Raw genomic sequence first — 19688 nt, 5'->3', positions numbered from 1 at the left:
GTTGAGGGGTTGAGACGGGGGAGTGCGACGTGAATCGGGATCATGGCTGAGGAGAAGACGAAAGAAAAGGAAGACAGCTCGGAGAAGAAGTCCGGGCTGCGACCGGCCCAGGTCATCGCGGCTGGGCTGGCGGCCGTCACGGCCGCCTTCCTGGGTTCGTCGCTCGGGGTGTACGGCACCGTGCTGGGCGCCGGTCTGATCAGCGTCGTGACCACAGTGGGCAGCGAGCTGTACCTGCGCTCGCTGGAGACCACGAAGGGGGCCACGAAGAAGGCGAAGGCACTCGCCTCCGCCATCACCGAGGCCAGGGGCTGGCAGACCAGGGTGAAACCGTCCGCGTCGGTGGCCGATCAGCCCACCGTGCCCACGGCGCGGCTTCCGATGCCGGGCCTGGGAGCCGGCGACGCCGAGGCGGCCACGGTGTACCTGCCCAAACCCGGCGAGGAACCCGAAGGCGAGAACGGGAAGCGGCAGTGGTGGAAGCGGCGGTGGCCGCTGATCCTGGCCACCAGCGCGGTCGGCTTCGTCATCGCCATGGCGCTCGTCACCGGCATCGAGGGCATCACCGGCAAGTCGCTTTCCGGAGGCCAGGGTGTCACGGTGGGCAGGCTCGTGAGCGGCTCGGGCAACACCGGCGGCACCGAGGACGGCAACCAGAACCAGACGCCCCCCTCGGATGAGCAGGCGCCCTCCGAGACGGAGGAACCGACGGAGACCGCGCCGACCACCGAGGAGCAGGAGCCCACCTCGGAGGAGCAGGAGCCCACCGAGACCAGCGAGCCCACCACCTCGGCACCGACCGAGGAGGCCCCGCCCACGCAGGAACAGGGCGCGGGCGGCGAGGCAGGCGCGGGCGCGGGTTCCGATTCCGGGGCCGGCGCCCAGGTCACCCCGGACGCCGTGCCGTGAGCGCCTCGCGCAGGGACGCCGCGGCGGCCCGCGGGTCCTCGGCCTCGGTGATGGCCCGCACCACGACGGCGCGCTCGGCGCCCGCGGTCAGCACCTCCGGCACGCGGGCCAGGTCGATGCCGCCGATCGCGAACCACGGCCGGACGGTGGCCACCTCGTCCGCCACCGAGCGGACCAGGCCGAGGCCGGGCGCCTCCCTGCCCGGCTTCGTCGGCGTCGGCCAGCACGGACCCACGCAGAAGTAGTCGACGCCCGGCTCCGCGGCCGCCGCCCGCGCCTGCTCCAGGGAGTGTGTGGACCGGCCCACGACCGGGTCGTCGCCGAGCACCCGCCGTGCGACGGCCACCGGCAGGTCGTCCTGCCCCAGGTGCAGCACGTCGGCGCCGACGGCGAGCGCGACGTCGGCGCGGTCGTTCACCGACAGCAGCGCGCCGTGCCGAGCGCAGGCCTCGGCCAGCACCTCCAGCGCCTCGATCTCCTGCCGCGCCTCCAGCGGCGCGCCGCCGGTCTTGTCGCGCAGTTGCACGATGTCCACCCCGCCCGCGAGCGCGGCGTCGGCGAACTCGGCGAGGTCGCCGCGCGTGCGGCGGGCGTCGGTACACAGGTACAACCGGGCGCCGGAGAGTCGCTGCCTGATCTGGTCACCGTTGAGGCCGGGCATGGCGTCACCGTAGTACGGCCCTGTACCGTGGGAGACGTCCGCACGGGAGCCCGAGGCACGGGCTGAGAGGGAGCCGCCGCTCCGACCGTGGAACCTGATCCGGGTCATGCCGGCGCAGGGAGCGTGATTCTCATGACCGAAAGACCACAGTCCGGCACCGCCGTCGCCGTGGTGGGCGCCGGGGTCATCGGCCTTGCCGTCGCCTGGCGGGCCGCGGCGGCCGGGCACAGGGTGACCGTGTTCGATCCCGGTCCCGGCCGGGGCGCCTCCTGGGTGGCCGGGGGCATGCTCGCGCCCGTCACCGAGGCGTGGCCGGGCGAGGAGGCCGTGCTCGAGCTCGGCGAGGAGTCGCTGCGCCGCTGGCCTGGCTTCGCCGCCGACCTGCGGGCCGAGGGCTTCGACCCCGGTCTTTCCCTCGCCGGGACCGTCGTCGCCGGGTTCGACCGTGCCGATGCCGAGCAGCTGGAGATCCTGGCGGGCTACCTGCACGGGCTGGGCCGCGAGGCAAGGCTCGTCACCGGCCGGGAGCTGCGGCGGGCCGAGGCCGGGCTGGCCGGGGCCGTGCGGGCCGGGCTGCTCGTGCCCGGCGACCTCGCCGTGGACAACCGCAGGCTGCTCGACGCGCTGCTCGGCGCCGCGCGCGCCCGCGGCGCCGAGTTCGTGGCCGAGTCCGCCGCAACCGTCTCCGCCGGGGCCGTGAGCACCGCGTCCGGGACGCGCGAGTTCGGCGCCGTCGTGCTGTGTGCCGGCGCGTGGAGCGCCCGGCTGGTCCCCGAGCTGGCCGGGCGGGTGCGGCCGCTGAAGGGCGAGATCCTGCGGCTGCGTGCGCGGCGCGGATGCCTGCCGCCACCCCGGCGCACGGTGCGCGCCAGCGTCGAGGGCAGGCCGGTCTACCTGGTGCCGAGGGACGGCGGTGAGCTCGTGCTGGGCGCCACCCAGTACGAGGCCGGATTCGACGACACTGTCACGGCCCGCGGCGTGCGTGAGCTGCTGGAGGCCGCCGAGCGGATCTTCCCGAGCGTCGCGGAGTACGAGCTCACCGAGGTCACCGCGGGCCTGCGCGCAGCGAGCGCGGACAACCTGCCCTACCTCGGCGCGCTGCCGGGCGGTGTGCTGGCCGCGGCGGGCCACCACCGGCACGGGCTGCTGCTGGCGCCGGTCACCGCGGACGCGGTGCTCGCGCTGCTCGACGGCAAGCCGCTGCCGCCCGGCGCGGCGGCGGCGCATCCGGACCGGACACACAGCGAGGAAAGAGTGTGATGGAAGTTCAGGTCAACGGCGACGACCGGGAGTTCCCCGACGGCAGCACGGTGGCGGACGTCCTGGACGCGCTCGGCACGGCGCGCCAGGGCGTCGCCGTCGCGCTCGACGGCCAGGTGGTCCGGCGCGCCAGCTGGGCGGAGGTCGTGGTGCCGGACGGCGCACGGCTGGAGATCCTGACCGCGGTCCAAGGAGGGTAGAGAGATGATCGACGAGTCCGGCGACCACCTGGTGATCGACGACCACAAGCTGACCTCGCGGCTCATCATCGGCACCGGTGGCGCCGCCAACCTCAGCGTGCTGGAACGGGCGCTCGTCGCGTCGGGCACCGAGCTGACCACGGTCGCGATGCGCAGGGCCGACACCGAGGGCGGCTCCGGCGTGCTCGACCTGCTGCGCAGGCTCGGCATCAGGATCCTGCCGAACACGGCGGGCTGCCGCAGCGCCGCCGAGGCGCTGCTCACCGCGCAGCTGGCGCGGGAGGCGCTGGGCACGGACCTGGTGAAGCTCGAGGTGCACGCCGACGACCGCACCCTGCTGCCCGACCCGATGGAGACGCTGGACGCCGCGGAGCAGCTCGTCGCCGACGGGTTCACCGTCCTGGCCTACACCAACGACGACCCCGTGCTCGCGCTGCGGCTGGAGGAGGCGGGCTGCGCGGCCGTCATGCCGCTCGGCGCGCCGATCGGTACCGGGCTGGGCATCCGCAACCCGCACAACATCGAGCTGATCGTGTCGCGCGCGAGCGTGCCGATCATTCTCGACGCGGGCATCGGCACGGCTTCCGACGCCGCGCTCGCGATGGAACTGGGCTGCGACGCGGTGCTGCTGTCCACGGCCGTCACGCGGGCGCAGGACCCGGAGCGGATGGCGTACGCGATGCGCTCGGCGGTGACCGCCGGGCTGCTGGCCCGGCAGGCGGGCCGCATCCCCCAGCGATTCTGGGCGCACGCCTCCAGCCCGCCACGCTGACAGCGATCGGGTTCACGCCGGCCCGCCCCGTGCACAACGTAGGGTGAACGGCAATTTCCGGCCGTATGCGGACCCGAAGGAGCGCTAGGTGACCGAGTCGTCACAGGATGTCCCCGGCAGGCTGTTCCTCGCCATCGGGCGGCTGTCGCGCTCGCTGCGGCAGGCCGGCGCGCCCGGACCGGGCCACGGCGCGATCTCGGCGCTGGCCACCCTGAGCGCGTACGGGCAGCTGCGGCTCGGCGACCTCGCCGCCAAGGAGGGCGTCGCCGCCGCGACCATGTCGCGGATCGTGGCCGCACTGGTGGAGGCCGGATACGTGCGCCGGGAGTCCGACCCGGTGGACCGCAGGGCGTGGCTGGCGACGGTCACGGAGGAGGGCGAGCAGATGCTCTCCGGCGTGCGGTCGACCCGCGTGCACGAGCTCGGCAAGCGCATCGAGCGGCTCTCCCCCGAGCACCGGCAGGCTCTCGCCGCGGCGCTGCCCGCGCTGGAAGCCCTGCTCACCGACGAGGACTGAACCGCTCAGCCGGGGTCCGGCTCGCGCTGTCGCAGGGCGGCCACCTCGGCGCGCAGTGCCCGCAGCTCGGTGAGGATCTCCTGGTTCACCGCCGCCTGCTCGGCGGCGTGCCGGTCCTCCTCCTCGCGCATCTCGTCACGCAGCTGGTCCTCCATCGCGCTGACGATCACGGCGATGAACAGGTTCAGCACCGCGAAGCTGGACACCAGGATGTAGACGACGAAGAAGATCCACGCCAGTGGCGCCTCGGCCATGACCGCGTCGGCGATGTCCGGCCATGCCTCGCCGGTCATCACCTGGAACAGCGTGAACAGCGACGCGCCGAGGCTGCCGAAGTCGCCGGGGGAGATCGCGCCGAACAGCTTGGTGGCCATCACTCCCGCCACGAACACCACGAGCCCGAGCAACGCGGCGATCGAGGCCATGCCGGGCACGGCGGCCAGCAGCCCCGCGACCACCTTGCGCATCGAAGGCACGAGCGACACCAGCCGCAGCACCCGCAGGATGCGCAGCGCCCGCAGCACCGCGAGCGGACCGGTGGCCGGGATGAGCGCGATGCCGACGACCACGACGTCGAACACGTTCCACGGGTCGCGGAAGAACCGGCTCCGGTGGACGTAGAACTTGGCGAGCAGCTCGACGACGAAGATGCCCAGCGCGAGGTAGTCGAGCGTGTGCAGCAGGTCGCCGAACGCGGCCAGGATGCGCTGCGACGTCTCCAGTGCGAGCGTGCCTGCGTTGAAGATGATCACCGCGATGATGAAGTTCTGGAACCGCCGGTCCTCGACCAGCCGTCGCAGCCGCTCGCGTGTCGTCACGGCCGAATCCTATTGATCGTTCAGCTACCCGGGAACCTCGCGCGAGGCCTGCCGGGGCTCCGGTGCCAGCCGCCAGAAGGCCGACACGGGACCGACCTTGGCGCCCATGGGGTAGGAATGCCGGACGGCGTTGCTGACGAACCACTTGCCGAACCTGGCGGCTTCGGGCACCGGCATGCCGCGGGCCAGCCCCGCCGTCAGCGCGGAGGCCATCGCGTCGCCCGCGCCGTGCGTGTGCGGGGTGGGCAGGCGCGGCCCCGGCAGCTCCAGGAACGTCTCGCCGTCGTAGAGCAGATCCACGCATTCCGGGTCCTCCACCAGGTGCCCGCTCTTGACGAGCACATGCTGCGGCCCCAGTTCGTACAGCGCGACCGCGGCGTCGCGCATCCGCGCGCGGTCGGTGACCTCGATACCGGTGAGCAGCCGCACCTCGTCCAGGTTCGGCGTGGTCACGGTGGCCCGCGGCAGCAGCTCCTCGCGGAGCGCGGCGAGCCCGGCGTCGTCGAACAGCGGATGCCCGTGCATGGACGCGGCGACCGGGTCGACCACGAACGGCACGTCCGTGCCCGCGCCGATGCCCGCCGTGTCGCACGCCCGCGCCACGGCGCGGATGATCTCGGCCGAGGCGAGCATTCCCGTCTTGGCGGCCTGCAACCCCATGTCGGCGGCCACGGCCTCGATCTGGCCCGCGACGATGCGCGCGGGAATGTCGGTGCGGTCGTGCACGCCCAGCGTGTTCTGCACGGTCACCGCCGTGACGGCCACCAGGCCGTGCACGCCGCACGTGAGGAACGTCTTGAGGTCGGCCTGCAGCCCGGCGGCGCCGCCGGAGTCGGACCCGGCGATGGTCAGCGCAGCGGGCGGCGCGGCATGGTTCTGGGCGCTCATCCCTCCAGTGTCGCGCCCTTCGATCGGCGCGGGCCAACCGGTCGCCGGGAGCGCGGACGGCTCCGTCACCCGCGGCACAGCGGATGCAGGCTGCCGTCCGTGCCGACGCACGGGGTGTAGCCCGCGCTCTGCAGCTCGTCGCGCGCGGTGCCGCTGCGCAGGTATCCGAGGAACCGGGCCAGCAGCGAGCCCTCCTCCGGCGTGCCCCTCGTGTAGAGGTACTCGATGGTCCAGAACGGATAGCCCGCCGCGATTCCGTTGACGTCCGGGTACTCGCCGTCCAGTTCCAGCGCCGTCACGGGCAGGCCCTGCGCCCGCGCGGCGCTCGCTGACGACAGGTCCACGTAGCCGATCGCGCCGTCGGTGGCCGCCACCTCGTCGAGCACCTCGGCTTCGCTGCTGCGCTCGCACCGGATGGTGGGTTCCGGCGAGCCTCGGTCGCGCCGTTCGCACGAGTCCGAGGACAAGGCTCCCTCGCTGGCGCCGAGCACCGTCTGCTCGAAGGTGCGGCGCGAACCGGACTCCTGGCCCCTGCCGACGATGCGGATCGGCAGCGAAGGCCCGCGCCGCAGCTCGTTCCAGTCGCGGTAGCGGCCGGTGTAGATACCCCTGAGCTGCGCGAGCGTCAGCTCGTCGACCCCCGCGGAGTCGTTGACCACGCTCGCGTACACGATCACGGCGAGCGGTCTGGCGACGAGGCCGCCCGCGTCGCCCGCCCTGCCGTCGGACAGCGCGGCGAGCTCGTCCCGCTCGTCCTGGTCCGCCAGCCGCAGGGCGCGCACGCCTGCGATGCTGCCCGTGGGCTCCGTGTCCACCTGCGCCTCGCCGCAGGCCCGCGAGTACGCGTCGGCGATGTTGCCCATGATCGGTGAGAAGGCGCTGGAGCCGACGACGCGCACCTCGCCAGCGCCGCAGGCCAGCGCGGGATCGGCGGCGGGCCGTGACGTGTTGGCGAGCAGCGTCGCGAGCAGCACGCCCGCGAGCAGTGTCCCGACGGTCGCGGTCGCCCTTGGCCAGGTGATCCGGCGCTGCTCCTTCTCGTTGACGATGCGACCGCCGGACAGGTGCCCCGACCAGTCGACGTCCTTGGTCAGCTCACCGGTGCCGTTGCTCTCCGGCTCCCGCAGCACCACGACGAGCTTGAACCGTTCCTTGCGTTGCAGGTCGAGCCCGTCGAGGGAGACGCCCTGCCACCTCGGTGTCGCCACCTCCCCCGCGGCCTGGGGGGAAGGGCGGAACCAGCCGATCATCCGTTTGCCGAGCGACGTCCGGACCTCGTCGAGCCGGTCGACGTGCCCCGGGGCCTGCTCGCTGTCCTCGGCGGTGGAGAACTCGAGGATCTTGCTCAGCTTCGCGCGGTGCTCCTCCACCGACGGTTCGGAGATCCGCGCGTTCCAGATGGTCCTGCCGCCGAAGGTGAACGTCAGCGGCTGGTCGTCGAAGTCCTCCTTGCGGATGTCCTCGACACCGGTGTTGCGGATGCGGATCACGACGATGGTCATCCGGTCCAGCAGCTCGGCGATGGGCTTGAGCTGCGGGTCCGCGTGTTTGACGGGGCCGTCGTCGTCGCGGAGGTCGATCGGGCTCAGGCCGATCTTCGAGTTGTACTGCACGCGGTAGGACAGCCGCTTGCGCCGCAACAGGTAGCGGTCGGCGAACGGGGTGGCGATGGTGAGCACCGAGGCGGCGAGCAGGCCGAGCAGGCCCTGCGCCGACCCGAGCAACTCAGCGAGCGACTGCACCGTCTCGGTGACTCTCATCCCGGTTACTCGTCTCCCGGCGTCGTGGCTGTTGTCCCGCGGGACCCACGAGCCTACGAGTCGATCACCGTTGCCGGGCCTGGACGAACCGGGTGTTCATCGGTCGTTCACCGGCGGCTCAGCGTGCGGGCCCTTCGCACGCGACGGGCCGCTCACTCGGGCACGGCGATCCGCCAGAACGGCGACACCGGGCCGATGCCCTGCCCCAGCGGGTAGGACTCGGCCACCGAGCGCTCGATGAACCGCTTGCCCTGCTCCACCGCGTCCGGCACGCCCAGCCCCTTCGCCAGCGACGCCGTGATGGCCGAGGCGAACGTGTCGCCGCCGCCGTGGGTGTGCTCGGTGTCGTAGCGGGGGCCGTCCAGCTCGATGTACTGCGTGCCATCGGTGAGCAGGTCGAGGCAGCGCGGGCTGTCGTAGAGGTGGCCGCCCTTGACCAGGGCCCAGCGCGGGCCGAAGTCCAGCAGCGCCGTCGCGGCGGCGCGCTGGCTCCGCTCGTCCGTCACGTGGATTCCGGTGAGCAGCCGGACCTCGTCCAGGTTCGGCGTGACGAGCGTGGCCCGCGGGAAGAGCTCGGTGATGATGGCGTCCAGGGCTTCCTCGCGCAGCAGGGGGTCGCCGTGCATGGACGCGGCGACGGGGTCCACGACGAACGGCACCTGCGCGTCGCGTCCGATGTGGACCTCGTCGAGGGTCTTCGCCACCGCCTGGATGATCTCGGCCGTGGCGAGCATGCCCGTCTTCGCCGCGTCGACCCCCATGTCGCCGGCCACCGCCTTGATCTGCGCGGTGACGATGTCGGCGGGGATCTCGCTGAAGCCCTGCACGCCGAGGGAGTTCTGCACGGTGACCGCCGTGACGGCGGACATCCCGTGCACCCCGCACGCGAAGAAGGTGCGCAGGTCGGCCTGGATTCCCGCACCACCGCCGGAGTCCGATCCGGCGATGGTGAGGGCGGTCTTCGGCGTCGGGGTCATCCCCGGTCCACCACCGGCAGGTAGACCTGGTTGCCGTGCTCGCCGAACTCCTCGGCCTTCTCGCGCATCCCGGCCTCGATGGCGTCCACGGTGGACAGTCCATGCTCCTCGGCGTACTTGCGCACGTCCTGGGTGATGCGCATGGAGCAGAACTTCGGCCCGCACATCGAGCAGAAGTGCGCCGTCTTGGCAGGCTCGGCGGGCAGCGTCTCATCGTGGAAGGCACGCGCGGTGTCCGGGTCGAGGGAGAGGTTGAACTGGTCGTTCCACCGGAACTCGAACCGGGCCTTGGACAGCGCGTCGTCCCACTCCTGGGCGTACGGGTGGCCCTTGGCGAGGTCGGCGCTGTGCGCGGCGATCTTGTACGTGATCACGCCCGTCTTCACGTCGTCGCGGTTGGGCAGGCCCAGGTGCTCCTTCGGTGTGACGTAGCAGAGCATCGCCGTGCCGTACCAGCCGATCTGCGCCGCGCCGATGGCCGAGGTGATGTGGTCGTAGGCGGGGGCGATGTCCGTGGCGAGCGGGCCGAGCGTGTAGAACGGCGCCTCGCCGCAGAGCTTCTCCTCCAGCTCCACGTTCTCCTTGATCTTGTGCATCGGCACGTGGCCGGGACCCTCGATCATCACCTGCACGTCGTGCTCGCGCGCGATGTGCGTCAGCTCGCCGAGTGTCTCCAGCTCCGCGAACTGTGCCCGGTCGTTGGCGTCGGCGATGGAGCCGGGCCGCAGCCCGTCGCCGAGCGAGAACGTCACGTCGTAGGAGCGCAGGATCTCGCAGAGCTCCGAGAAGTGCGTGTAGAGGAACGACTCCTCGTGGTGCGCCAGGCACCACGCGGCCATGATCGACCCGCCACGCGAGACGATGCCGGTGACGCGGTTGGCCGTCAGCGGCACGTACCGCAGCAGCACGCCCGCGTGGACCGTCATGTAGTCCACGCCCTGCTCGCACTGCTCGATCACCGTGTCGCGGTAGACCTCCCACGACAGCTTCTCCGGCTCGCCGCCGACCTTCTCCAGCGCCTGGTAGATCGGCACCGTCCCCACCGGGACGGGCGAGTTGCGCAGGATCCACTCGCGGGTGTCGTGAATCCGCTTGCCGGTGGAGAGGTCCATGATCGTGTCGGCGCCCCAGCGGGTCGCCCACACCATCTTCTCGACCTCCTCCTCGACGGAGGACCACACGGCCGAGTTGCCCATGTTGGCGTTGATCTTCACGAGGAAGTTCTTGCCGATGATCATGGGTTCGGACTCGGGATGCCTGCGGTTGACCGGGATCACCGCCCTGCCGCGCGCCACCTCGGACCGGACGAACTCCGGGTCGACGCGTTCCCTGGCGGCGATGAACTCCATCTCCCTGGTGACGACTCCAGCCCTCGCCCAGCCCAGCTGGGTGCGGTGTTCGCGGCCGTCGCTCCAGCCCGCGCGCAGGGGATGGAGTCCGGTGTGGACGTCGATGGTGGCATCGGGGTCGGTGTACGGGCCGGAGGTGTCGTAGACGTCGAAGTGCTCGCCGTTGGAAAGATCGATCCGCCGGGCCGGGACGCGCAGCCCGGACTCGGTCTGGTGGTAGACCTTGCGGGAGCCCGTGATGGGGCCGGTGGTGACGGAGAGCGCAGCGCCGGTCGCGCCGTTTTCCAGTGTCGTCAACGTAATCCACTCCCTACGCTGGCATTACCCAGTCAGGTTCCTGCGGTCGGCGACGCCGGGTCCTCCAGAACCGGACACCAGTCGCCCTCTCAGCCCGCCAAGGCGCGAGCTCCCGCGAATGTGCAGTTGTTGTCTCCTCGACCATGCCACGCCGGGCGGCAGACCTCAACCCACGAGTTCGGTCGGAGTCGCGAAGACGTCGACCATCGCGCCGTTGCGCAGCACCGTCACGGCGAGCCGCGTGCCGATCACCTCGGCGAAGAGCTGTCGCTGGATGCCCTGCGCGTCGGCGACCCGCTCGCGTCCGACCGTGAGCACGAGGTCGCCCGCTCGCAGCCCCGCCCTGTCGGCCGGCCCGCCGGCCACCACCTCGACCACCCGCAGGCCCGCGGACTGGCCGGTGCGCTCGGCGACGTCGTCGGGCAGCGGCGCGGGCACCCCCACTACGCCGAGGTAGGCGCGGCGCACGTGGCCCTCCACCAGCAACGTGTCGATGATGCGCCGGGTGGTGGCGTTGACCGGAACGGCGAGGCCGAGCCCGAACCCGGCGACGGCCGTGTTGACGCCCACCACCCGGCCTGCCGAGTCGGCGAGCGCGCCGCCGGAGTTGCCGGGATTGAGCGCGGCGTCGGTCTGGATGACGTCCTCGATCACGCGGGCGGCCCGGCCCTGCCGCACCGGGATGGCCCTGCCGAGCGCGCTCACCACCCCCGCCGTGACCGAGCCGGAGAAGCCGAGCGGGCTGCCGATCGCCACCACCAGCTGACCGACGACCAGCTGGTCGGCGTCGCCGAGCACGGCGGCGGGCGGCGCCTGCCCTCGCACGCGGAGCACGGCGAGGTCCGAGAGCGGGTCCGCGCCGACGACCTGGAACGGAGCCTCGGCACCGTCGGCGAACGTTGCCGTGCCGCCCCGCTCCCGGCCCACCACGTGGGCGTTGGTGAGCAGGTAGCCGTCGTCGTCGAACACCACGGCCGAACCGCCGCCCCTGCCGAGCCGGACACTGGCGACGTGTGGCGTCACCGACCTGGCGACGGAGCTCACCGCCCGGGAGTACGCGTCGAGCGCGTCGGAGTCGTCCCTGTCGGGCACCGCCATCACCGCCTTGCGCCGATTACACCGTTACACCCGTGGTCCGATTGTGCGCTCGGAGCCGATGCCGGTGCCGCGCGTTCGCCAGCGGCTTAACCTCGGGTGTCGCCGTTGTCGCCGGTGGGCCGGGTGTCCTTGGTGTCCTCGGTGCCGGGCAGTGGCTCGGGCAGCCAGCTGTTGCCCGGAACGCCCCACTTGTTGGCCTTCAGCATCTTCTTCGCGGCCCGCGCGTGGCGGCCGACGAGCCGGTCGAGGTAGAGGAACCCGTTCAGGTGATCGGTCTCGTGTTGCAGGCAGCGTGCGAAGTAGCCGGTGCCCTCGACCTCGACCGGGTTGCCCTCCAGGTCGGCGCCGGTGACCCTGGCCCAGGACGCCCGCCCCGTCGGGTACGACTCACCCGGCACCGAGAGGCAGCCCTCCCAGTCGTCGTCCGGGTCCGGCATGGTCTCCGGGACCTCGCTGGTCTCCAGCACGGGGTTCACCACGACGCCCCGGTGCCGCACGCCCTCGTCGTCGGGGCAGTCGTACACGAAGATCCGCAGGTCGACGCCGATCTGGTTCGCCGCCAGCCCGACGCCCTCGGCCGCGTACATCGTCTCGAACATGTCGTCGGCGAGCCTGGCGAGCTCGGCGTCGAACGCCTCCACCTCCCGCGTCGGGTGGTGGAGCACGGGGTCGCCTGCGATGCGGATCGCGTGAACGGTCACGAGGCGCAATCCTAGGAGATCGGCACCGGGACGCGCCGGGCGTGGTCCAGGCGTCTGTCGGTGCCTCGTGATCTAATGGCGCAGCGGAACGACAGCCGTGTGATTTCGCCGAGATTGCGAGGAGCCAGATGGACGCCGCGGAGTCGATGGCCCACCAGGGCCAGCCGTCCCCGCCCGCCCCAGCCGGTCAACCCGCGAACGGGCTCTCGCAACGGGAGCAGGCGGTGCTCGCCTTCGAGCGCCAGTGGTGGAAGTACGCCGGCGCCAAGGAGCAGGCGATCCGCGAGTTGTTCGGCATGTCGCCGACCCGCTACTACCAGATCTTGAACCGGCTCATCGACAAGCAGGAAGCCATGCGTGCGGACCCGATGCTGGTCAAACGGCTCCGGAAGCTGCGCGCCGCGAGGCAGCGCACCCGTGCGGCACGGCGGTTGGGGATTGAACTGCCATGAGCGTCTTCGACGGGCTGTCCAGGCCGATGCGCGCCGCCGGGCTGGGGCTGCTCGCGGTCGCGGTGATCGCGGCCGTCATCGGTGGCATCACGCTGGCCACGGGAAACGGCGACGGTGACCAGAACGCGTCGCCGACGCCCACGGGCACGGCCCAGCCCACGCAGGGTCCCGGCGGTACGACGGAGCCGTCCGCGACGTCCTCGCCCGGCTCGCCGACGAACGGGCAGCCGTCGAGCCCGGGTTCGCCGACCCGATCGCCCGGCGGCACGGGTACCCCGGCGCCCGGCCAGGGCGACGGCACCGGTGACGGCAACGGCAACGGCGATGCGGGCGACGGCCAGGCCGGGGACGGCGACGGCGACGGAGCGAACGGGCAGGACCAGCAGGCGTCCGCCAAGTGGGTCGCCGTGCGCGTCTACAACAACAGCACCATCAAGGGGCTGGCCAGCGAGGCCGCCGAGGACTTCCGCTCGCAGGGCTGGAACGTCGTCGACGTCTCCAACTACTCGTCGGGGGTCATCCCCACCAGCACCGCCTACTTCCGGCCCGGCACCGCCGAGGAGACCGCCGCCAGGTCGCTGGCCGGGATGTTCGGGTTGCGCGCCGAGCCGCGCTTCGAGGGCATCGCCGACTCCAGCGCCGGCGTCATCGTGATCGTCACCAAGGACTACCAGGGCGTCAGCAAGGGCAAGTAGCCGCCAACGCCACCGGTAACAACCCGCGCCAAGCTCCCCAATGTGGCATTGGTGGCGCTGGGCGCTACGAATGCCGCATTGGGGAAGTTGAACGCTACGAATGTGGCATTGGGGAGCTTTGGGCTCCGTGGGTGGCGGCTCCGGCTCCTACTGGGTGGTGGTGGTCGGAGAGCGGCGGGCGTAGGCCTCCAGGGCCGCCAGTTGTGCCGGGTCGAGGGAAGGGCGCACCACGTCACGCGCCTTCGCCAGGTGGGCGGCGGTGACCTCGGCGGCCTCCAGTGACTCCCGCATGGCCGTGAGCGCGGCCTCCCTGATCAGCGCCGCGCAGTCCGCCGCCGAGTAACCGTCCAATGTGGATGCCAGCTCCTCGAGGTCCACATCGGAGGACAGTGGCGTGTTCCGTGCGCTCGCGCGCAGGATCGCCACCCTGGCCTCGACGTCCGGAGGTGGAACGTAGATCAGCCGCTCCAGCCTGCCCGGCCGCAACAGCGCCGAGTCCACCAGCTCCGGCCGGTTCGTCGCACCCAGCACCACGACGTCGCGCAGCGGCTCCACACCGTCCAGTTCGGTCAGCAGCGCGGCCACCACCCGGTCGGACACCCCGGAGTCGCTGGACTGCCCGCGCCTCGGCGCCAGCGCGTCCACCTCGTCCAGGAAGATCAGCGCAGGCGCCGCCTCGGCCGCCCTGCGGAACAGCTCGCGCACCGCGCGCTCCGATTCGCCGACCCACTTGTCCATCAGCTCGGCGCCCTTGACGGCGAAGACGTTGAGCGCGCCCGTGCCGGCCAGCGCGCGCACGAGAAACGTCTTGCCGTTGCCGGGCGGGCCGTACAGCAGCACACCGCGTGGCGGGGCGACCCCCAGCCGCGCGAACGAGTCGGGGTACCGCAGCGGCCACAGCACCGACTCGGTGAGCGACTGCTTCACCTCGGTCATGTCGCCGACGTCGTCCAGCGAGAGTCCTCCGGTGGCCAGCGTGTCCGAGGCGGACATCGAGAGCGGCCGCACCGACTCCAGCGCGTCCAGCAGATCCTGCTCGGCGATCCGGGGCTCGTCGTCGCTGTCGCGGTGCCGCAGAGCCGCGCGCAGCGCCGCATCCCTGCGCAGGGCGATCAGGTCGGCGGCGACGAAACCCGGGGTGCGCTCGGCGATCGACCCGAAGTCCACACCGGACTCCACGGGCGTGTCGCGCAGCAGGACGCGCAGCAGTTCCGTGCGGGTCTGCCCGTCGGGAAGGCCCAGTGTCAGCTCCCGGTCGAGCAGATCGACACCGCGCAGGCGGGGATCGACGGACTCCGGATGCGCCGTGGTGGCCACGAGCGCGAACCCGGGCCTGCCCAGCGCGGCGCGCAGCCGGTCGAGCACCACGGTGGCCACCGGCGGCGGCTGGTGCGCGGGCAGCAGGGCGTCGATGTCGGTGAGCAGCAGCACGCCCTTGCCCTCACCCGAGGACGCGGCGTCGACGGCCCGTGCCACCCGCGTGAGCGCGGCGTCGGGTTCCAGCACGGCGACCGTGGGCGCGGCGAGGCTGACCACCCGCACGCGCTCGGCGTGGGCGACCGACCGGACCAGCGTGGCCTTGCCGACGCCCTCCGGCCCGGAGAGCAGCACACCGAGCCTGCCGGACGTCCCCAGCCGTTCGAGCAGGTCGGGCCGGTGGAAGGCGAGGTCGAACCACTCGGCGAGCCTGCGCGCGGCCGAGGCGGAGCCCGCGAGGTCGGCCATGGGCGGAGGCGCCTCCTCCGGCTCGTCCTCGATCGCCCCGGCGACCTCGGGGAACTCGGGGAACTCGGTGACCTCGGCGGCGTTGGGATCGGCGGCCTGGCGTGCCGAAGCGGGCCGTCCTGCCGGTTCCGGCGCAGGGGCACCCCGCCAGCCGACCACGGTGGACTGCCCGACGGCCACCGGACCAGCCGGGTCGGTGGCGGTGACGGTCAGTAGCTCGCTGGTCCAGCTCGCGCCGATGGCCCTGGACAGCTGGCCGCGGACGGCGATGACGTCGGAGCCGGGCGGGGGCGCCAGGTCCTGCGGAAGCAGCGAGACGGCGTCGCCGACGGTGAGCACCTTGCCGATCAGCGCCAGTCGCAGCGTGTGCGGGTTCAGCGACAGCCGGGCGAGCCGCGAACCGGAGACGGTCACCGTGCGCGCCACCGTCACCTCGCACGGTGCGACGACCACCTCCGCGCCCTCGGTGACGCCCAGGTTGGCCATCGTGACGTCGTCGGCGAGCACCACACCCGGTGCACCGCCGTCGGCCGCGGGCGCGGCGAGTGCGGCGCTGACCCGCGCGCCGGTGAGCCGCACCGCGTCCCACGCCCGCAGCCCCAGCGCGTCGAGCACCTCAGGATGCAACCGGACCACACCGCGCCGCGTGTCGAGCGCCGAAGCGGTGTGCCGGACGGTGAGCGCGATCTGCGGCTGGGCTGACGTCACGCCCCCAACCTTAGGGCCGCCGCGGGTGCCCGCGTGGAGGAACGCCCCTTCAATCCCCGCGCTGGCGCAGGCCGATGCGCCGCCAGCTTCGCCGCCGCGGCCGCCGCTCGCCTGTCCGCGCGGACGGCGCGGCGGCCTCGGCAGGGTAGACCCTCGGCACGTGCTGTGTCGGCGGCCTCGGCCGCAGCACCGCTCGCCGCGCGACACCCGCCACGCGGCGGAACTGCGGCCTGCGCAGGCCGAGCCGTCGCTGGCTGCGAGCCCGCCGGATCGCCCTGCGCTCACGGGCGGGCACGTCCCACGCCTCGGGGTGGTTGGCCAGCCAGTGGTAGCGGCGGACCGAGTACGGAATGTGCGCCAGATACAGCAGCAGTGCGCTGGCGAGCGCGATCAGCGGGTACTGGATGATCGCCGCGGCCACCAGTCCCACGCCGACGAGCAGCGGCGCCACCGCCCGAGCGGGCGCGCGCAGCCGCTTCAGCGACAGCGTCGGGATACGGCTGATCAGCAGCCCCGCCACCGCGACCGTCCACAACCACACCACGATCTCCGACGACCACCAGCTCTCGCCGAACTGCAGCGTCAGGATCACCGGCATGAGCGCGAGCAGCCCACCGGCGGGCGCGGGCACGCCGACGAAGAACTCGCCCGCGTACGGCGGCTGCTCGGCGTCGTCGAGCAGCGTGTTGAACCGCGCCAGCCGCAGCACCATGCACACCGCGAAGATCAGGGCGGCGACCCAGCCGAGTCTGCCGGCGTCGGGCAGCCAGATGTAGAGGACCAGTGCGGGCGCGACCCCGAAGGAGATCGCGTCGGACAGTGAGTCCAGCTCGGCACCCATTCTCGACGTCGCGTCGAGCAGGCGCGCGATGCGGCCGTCGAGACTGTCGAGCACCGCCGCGACACCGATGGCGCCGATCGCCAGCACGTAGTCGCCCACGAACGCGAACTGCACCGCCGAAAGGCCCGCGCACAACGCGAGCACGGTGATCGCGTTCGGCAGCAGCCGGACGCCTGGGGTGGTCCGGGCCATGCGGTCAACCCTCCTGCGTACCGGGGACCTCGGCCAGCGGCGTCTCGCCGCCGATCGTGCGCTGGCCCTTCTCGACCAGCACACGGCTACCGGGCGGCAGGTACGTGTCCACCCGGGAGCCGAACCGGATCAAGCCGTACGTCGAGCCTGCCTCGACGCGCTCGCCCTCACCGACCTGGCACACGATACGCCGCGCCACAAGCCCGGCGATCTGCACGACGACGATGCGGTGCCCGTCACGGGTACATACCAGCAGGGAGTTGCGCTCGTTGTCCTCGCTGGCCTTGTCGAGATCCGCGGACAGGAACTTGCCGGGCCGGTAGGCGACGCGTTCGATCGTGCCCGTGACCGGCGCGCGCTGGACGTGCACGTCGAACACGGACAGGAAGACGCTGACCCGCGTGCGCGGCTCGGCGGGCAGGCCCAGCTCGGCGGGCGGCACCGCGTCCTCGATGAGGGAGACGAGGCCGTCCGCGGCGGCGAGCACGAGCCCCTCCCGCCGCGGTGGCACGCGGCGTGGCTCGCGGAAGAACGCGGCCGTGGCGAGTGTGCCGACGCCGGCGAGCAGCCCGAGCGGCTTGGAGATCGTGCGGAGGGCGAGGGTGGCCGCGACGCCGCCGAGCACGAACGGCCGTCCGGCCGGATGCAGGGGAGGGAGAGTCTCCCGGGCGAGCTGCACGGCGTGGCCAAGCGAATTGGCGCTCATGTGGTCTGTTTTTCCCGGTATGTCTGGTGGGAGTGACACTTCCACGCTACGCCAGCGCCGCGGACTGGACGGGCCGGGTGGCGTCCGCCCCCCGACGCCGTACGCCACCCGGCCGCGGACGGCCGATTTTATGGGTGCGGGCCTGCGCTGATAACCCCTGGTGCGGAAAACGTTACAAAGAGTTGTCGAGTTGGTGGCGCTCCTAGAGCAGCAGCACGTCCACCTCCGAGCCCTCGGCCGCCTCCGTGACGTCCTCCGGCAACACGATCAGGCAGTTCGCCTGCGTGAACGCGGCGAGCAGATGCGAGCCGGGCCCGCCCCGCGGTCCGACGATCCCGGTGACCTCCCCCTGCGCCTGGGTGTAGTAGCCGCGCCGGAACTGGCGCTTGCCCTTCGGCGACTGCAGCGTCTCGATGAGCCTCGCCCGCACGTGCTGCCGGTCGGTGCCGCTGTGGCCGAGCGAGGCCAGCAGCGCGGGACGCAGGAACGCCTCGAACGACACCAGCACGCTCACCGGGTTGCCGGGCAGCGTCACCACCGGCACGCCGTCCCACCGGCCGAGCCCCTGCGGACCGCCGGGTTGCATGGCCACCTTGCGGAACGACACGCCCGCGCCGGTCAGCGCGTCCTTGACCACCTCGTACGCTCCGGCGCTCACGCCGCCGGAGGTCACCACGAGGTCGGTGCTTGCCAGCCGTGGCTCGATCGCGGCGCGGAAGGTCTCCACGTCGTCGGCGACGCTGCGGATCGACTCGACGTGGCAGCCCAGCGCCCGCAGGCCCGCCACCAGCATCACGCTGTTCGACTCGTAGATCTGGCCGTGCCGCAGCTCGTCCGGCGGCAGCACCAGTTCGGTGCCGGTGGACACCACGAGCACCCTCGGCGGCGCGTGCACCAGCAGCCGGTCGAGCCCGACCGCGGAGGCCAGCCCCAGCTGCGCGGGCCCGAGCACGCTGCCCCTGGCCAGCGCCACCGAGCCCGCCGCCACGTCCTCACCGGTGCGGCGCACGTGCGCGCCGGGGGCCGCGGCCGCGAAGATCCGCACCTTGCCGGTGCCGCCGTCGGTGCGCTCGACCATGACGACACTGTCGGCGCCCGGCGGCATCGGCGCGCCGGTCATGATCCGGTGTGCGGTGCCGGGCAGCAGCGCGGGGACGTCGGTGCGGCCTGCCGGGATGTCCTCGCTCACCGGCAGCTCGACGGGCGAGTCGTCACTCGCCTCCACGACGTCGACGGAACGCAGGGCGTAACCGTCCATCGCGGAGTTGTCGAAGGGCGGCAGGGCCACACCGGCGCGGACGTCGCCGGCCAGCACGAGTCCTGCGCAGTCGGCAAGCGGAAGCTCCACGCCGGGACGGGTGCCGAGCAGCTCGGTCACCGCGGCGCGGTGTTCGTCGACGGAGATCACGCGGACCATCCTCCCTCCCGGCGGCGGCCGTGCAAGACTCTCCCCGCTGACGCGAGGTGACAGGGGAGGATCAATGCAGGTACAGCTGCGCCACCAGCCTGCGTTCACCGTGGCCCGGCTCATGCTGGCCCCCGGCGAGCCGTGCCAGGTGGAGTCGGGGGCGATGTCGGCGACCAGCTACGGCGTGCACGTCCAGTCGTCCACCCAGGGCGGCATGATGAAGGGGCTCGGGCGTGCCGTCCTCGGCGGCGAGTCGCTGTTCATCTCCACCTACACCGCGCCGCAGAACGGCGGCTGGGTGGACGTCGCGCCGCACCTCCCCGGCGACGTCCAGGTGATCAACCTCGACGGGCGCACCGGCTGGTGCGTCACCCGCGGCTGCTGGCTGGCCTCCTCCTACGGCGTGCAGACGCAGACCAAGTGGGGCGGCTTCAACAAGCTGTTCGGCGGTGAGGGTGGCTTCCTGACGTACGCGACGGGGCAGGGCCCGCTCGTCGTGGCCTGCTACGGCGCCATGGACCTGGTGACGCTCCAGCAGGGCGAGATGGTCACGATCGACTCCGGACACGTCGTCGCCTACGCCGAGACGGTGCAGTCGCAGCTGCGCAAGGTGTCCTCCGGCATCATCCAGTCGCTCAAAAGCGGCGAGGGCTTCGTGTTCGACTTCGCCGGTCCCGGCCAGATCCTCACCCAGACGCGGAACCCCTCGGCGCTCGCCGCGTGGGTGATCGCGCAGGTGCCCTCCCGGTAGGTG

The 19688-nt window shown here is 72.3% G+C and carries 20 protein-coding genes and 1 riboswitch; of the genes, 8 read left to right on the top strand and 12 right to left on the bottom strand.

The features are described 5' to 3' along the window. The first annotated feature begins 42 nt into the window (after nt 1–42). Nucleotides 43–909 carry a hypothetical protein gene (locus BAY60_RS01730; protein ID WP_211330163.1) on the top strand — a complete coding sequence of 289 codons (867 nt, stop codon included), beginning with the start codon at nt 43–45 and terminating at the stop codon, nt 907–909. On the opposite strand, the gene thiE is transcribed toward BAY60_RS01730, so the two are convergent. Further along, nucleotides 887–1570, bottom strand: coding sequence for a thiamine phosphate synthase (gene thiE, locus BAY60_RS01725; RefSeq protein ID WP_112279058.1), 684 nt, complete (start codon nt 1568–1570; stop codon nt 887–889). The two genes, BAY60_RS01730 and thiE, sit on opposite strands and share 23 nt — an antisense overlap. Nucleotides 1571–1602: 32 nt before the next feature. Beyond that, nucleotides 1603–1708, top strand: a riboswitch (TPP riboswitch). On the opposite strand from thiE, the gene thiO reads away from it, so the two are divergent. The 4 genes from thiO (at nt 1703) to BAY60_RS01705 (ending at nt 4319) form a co-directional block, all read left to right on the top strand. Further along, nucleotides 1703–2830, top strand: coding sequence for a glycine oxidase ThiO (gene thiO, locus BAY60_RS01720; protein WP_112280646.1), 1128 nt, complete (start codon nt 1703–1705; stop codon nt 2828–2830). Its footprint overlaps the riboswitch before it by 6 nt. Further along, on the top strand, nt 2830–3030 hold the full coding sequence (thiS, locus tag BAY60_RS01715; RefSeq protein ID WP_112279057.1) for a sulfur carrier protein ThiS: 201 nt from the start codon (nt 2830–2832) through the stop codon (nt 3028–3030). The genes thiO and thiS overlap by 1 nt, the downstream gene beginning before the upstream one ends. 4 nt (nt 3031–3034) lie before the next feature. Next, complete coding sequence (gene thiG / locus BAY60_RS01710; protein WP_112279056.1) at nt 3035–3802, top strand: thiazole synthase; 768 nt, start codon at nt 3035–3037, stop codon at nt 3800–3802. Nucleotides 3803–3890: 88 nt separating this feature from the next. Continuing rightward, nucleotides 3891–4319, top strand: coding sequence for a MarR family winged helix-turn-helix transcriptional regulator (locus tag BAY60_RS01705; protein WP_112279055.1), 429 nt, complete (start codon nt 3891–3893; stop codon nt 4317–4319). 5 nt (nt 4320–4324) lie between these two features. On the opposite strand, the gene BAY60_RS01700 is transcribed toward BAY60_RS01705, so the two are convergent. From BAY60_RS01700 to BAY60_RS01670, 7 genes are all read right to left on the bottom strand, one after another. Beyond that, nucleotides 4325–5137, bottom strand: a complete 813-nt coding sequence (locus BAY60_RS01700; protein ID WP_112279054.1) for an ion transporter — start codon at nt 5135–5137, stop codon at nt 4325–4327. Nucleotides 5138–5161: 24 nt separating this feature from the next. Further along, nucleotides 5162–6025, bottom strand: a complete 864-nt coding sequence (gene thiD / locus BAY60_RS01695; protein WP_112280645.1) for a bifunctional hydroxymethylpyrimidine kinase/phosphomethylpyrimidine kinase — start codon at nt 6023–6025, stop codon at nt 5162–5164. Between the two features lie 65 nt (nt 6026–6090). Next, entirely contained in the window at nt 6091–7785 is a 1695-nt protein-coding gene (locus tag BAY60_RS01690; RefSeq protein ID WP_112279053.1) for a PstS family phosphate ABC transporter substrate-binding protein, read from the bottom strand. Between the two features lie 152 nt (nt 7786–7937). Continuing rightward, nucleotides 7938–8762 carry a bifunctional hydroxymethylpyrimidine kinase/phosphomethylpyrimidine kinase gene (thiD, locus tag BAY60_RS01685; protein ID WP_112279052.1) on the bottom strand — a complete coding sequence of 275 codons (825 nt, stop codon included), beginning with the start codon at nt 8760–8762 and terminating at the stop codon, nt 7938–7940. Then, the gene (gene thiC / locus BAY60_RS01680) at nt 8759–10408 is read right to left on the bottom strand and encodes a phosphomethylpyrimidine synthase ThiC (protein ID WP_211330162.1); all 1650 of its coding nucleotides are present in this window, start codon (nt 10406–10408) and stop codon (nt 8759–8761) included. The genes thiD (BAY60_RS01685) and thiC overlap by 4 nt, the downstream gene beginning before the upstream one ends. 165 nt (nt 10409–10573) lie before the next feature. Continuing rightward, nucleotides 10574–11500, bottom strand: a complete 927-nt coding sequence (locus BAY60_RS01675; protein WP_425466435.1) for a S1C family serine protease — start codon at nt 11498–11500, stop codon at nt 10574–10576. 92 nt (nt 11501–11592) lie between these two features. After that, complete coding sequence (locus BAY60_RS01670) at nt 11593–12207, bottom strand: peptide deformylase (protein ID WP_112279050.1); 615 nt, start codon at nt 12205–12207, stop codon at nt 11593–11595. A 128-nt stretch (nt 12208–12335) separates the two neighbouring features. Here BAY60_RS01670 and napA point away from each other — a divergent pair, with 128 nt between their 5' ends. Next, a complete protein-coding gene (gene napA / locus BAY60_RS01665; protein WP_112279049.1) occupies nt 12336–12659 on the top strand; it encodes a nucleoid-associated protein NapA in 324 nt (107 codons plus the stop codon). After that, a complete protein-coding gene (locus BAY60_RS01660; RefSeq protein WP_112279048.1) occupies nt 12656–13354 on the top strand; it encodes a LytR C-terminal domain-containing protein in 699 nt (232 codons plus the stop codon). The genes napA and BAY60_RS01660 overlap by 4 nt, the downstream gene beginning before the upstream one ends. A gap of 147 nt (nt 13355–13501) precedes the next feature. On the opposite strand, the gene BAY60_RS01655 is transcribed toward BAY60_RS01660, so the two are convergent. The 4 genes from BAY60_RS01655 to moeA form a co-directional block, all read right to left on the bottom strand. Continuing rightward, on the bottom strand, nt 13502–15787 hold the full coding sequence (locus BAY60_RS01655; protein WP_112279047.1) for an AAA family ATPase: 2286 nt from the start codon (nt 15785–15787) through the stop codon (nt 13502–13504). Nucleotides 15788–15836: 49 nt separating this feature from the next. Then, on the bottom strand, nt 15837–16820 hold the full coding sequence (locus BAY60_RS01650) for a CDP-alcohol phosphatidyltransferase family protein (protein WP_112279046.1): 984 nt from the start codon (nt 16818–16820) through the stop codon (nt 15837–15839). 4 nt (nt 16821–16824) lie between these two features. Then, nucleotides 16825–17526 (bottom strand): phosphatidylserine decarboxylase, encoded by a 702-nt coding sequence (locus BAY60_RS01645; protein WP_112279045.1) that lies wholly within the window; start codon nt 17524–17526, stop codon nt 16825–16827. Between the two features lie 202 nt (nt 17527–17728). After that, a complete protein-coding gene (gene moeA / locus BAY60_RS01640; RefSeq protein ID WP_112279044.1) occupies nt 17729–18934 on the bottom strand; it encodes a molybdopterin molybdotransferase MoeA in 1206 nt (401 codons plus the stop codon). A gap of 73 nt (nt 18935–19007) precedes the next feature. Here moeA and BAY60_RS01635 point away from each other — a divergent pair, with 73 nt between their 5' ends. Then, complete coding sequence (locus BAY60_RS01635) at nt 19008–19685, top strand: TIGR00266 family protein (RefSeq protein WP_112279043.1); 678 nt, start codon at nt 19008–19010, stop codon at nt 19683–19685. The last annotated feature ends 3 nt before the right edge of the window (nt 19686–19688 follow it).

Origin of the sequence: Prauserella muralis, from assembly GCF_003202285.1 — a bacterium.
In the GTDB taxonomy this organism is placed as follows: Bacteria; Actinomycetota; Actinomycetes; order Mycobacteriales; family Pseudonocardiaceae; genus Prauserella_B; species Prauserella_B muralis.
This window is presented reverse-complemented; position numbering and strand designations above follow the sequence as displayed.

Bases quoted from the DNA above. Each gene is read 5' to 3' on its own strand.
- thiE (WP_112279058.1), bottom strand. From the start codon at position 1,570: ATGCCCGGCCTCAACGGTGACCAGATCAGGCAGCGACTCTCCGGCGCC.
- BAY60_RS01690 (WP_112279053.1), bottom strand. From the start codon at position 7,785: ATGAGAGTCACCGAGACGGTGCAGTCGCTCGCTGAGTTGCTCGGGTCG.
- thiD (WP_112280645.1), bottom strand. From the start codon at position 6,025: ATGAGCGCCCAGAACCATGCCGCGCCGCCCGCTGCGCTGACCATCGCC.
- thiD (WP_112279052.1), bottom strand. From the start codon at position 8,762: ATGACCCCGACGCCGAAGACCGCCCTCACCATCGCCGGATCGGACTCC.
- BAY60_RS01650 (WP_112279046.1), bottom strand. From the start codon at position 16,820: ATGGCCCGGACCACCCCAGGCGTCCGGCTGCTGCCGAACGCGATCACC.
- thiO (WP_112280646.1), top strand. From the start codon at position 1,703: ATGACCGAAAGACCACAGTCCGGCACCGCCGTCGCCGTGGTGGGCGCC.
- BAY60_RS01660 (WP_112279048.1), top strand. From the start codon at position 12,656: ATGAGCGTCTTCGACGGGCTGTCCAGGCCGATGCGCGCCGCCGGGCTG.
- BAY60_RS01730 (WP_211330163.1), top strand. From the start codon at position 43: ATGGCTGAGGAGAAGACGAAAGAAAAGGAAGACAGCTCGGAGAAGAAG.
- BAY60_RS01645 (WP_112279045.1), bottom strand. From the start codon at position 17,526: ATGAGCGCCAATTCGCTTGGCCACGCCGTGCAGCTCGCCCGGGAGACT.
- BAY60_RS01635 (WP_112279043.1), top strand. From the start codon at position 19,008: ATGCAGGTACAGCTGCGCCACCAGCCTGCGTTCACCGTGGCCCGGCTC.
- napA (WP_112279049.1), top strand. From the start codon at position 12,336: ATGGACGCCGCGGAGTCGATGGCCCACCAGGGCCAGCCGTCCCCGCCC.
- thiS (WP_112279057.1), top strand. From the start codon at position 2,830: ATGGAAGTTCAGGTCAACGGCGACGACCGGGAGTTCCCCGACGGCAGC.
- thiG (WP_112279056.1), top strand. From the start codon at position 3,035: ATGATCGACGAGTCCGGCGACCACCTGGTGATCGACGACCACAAGCTG.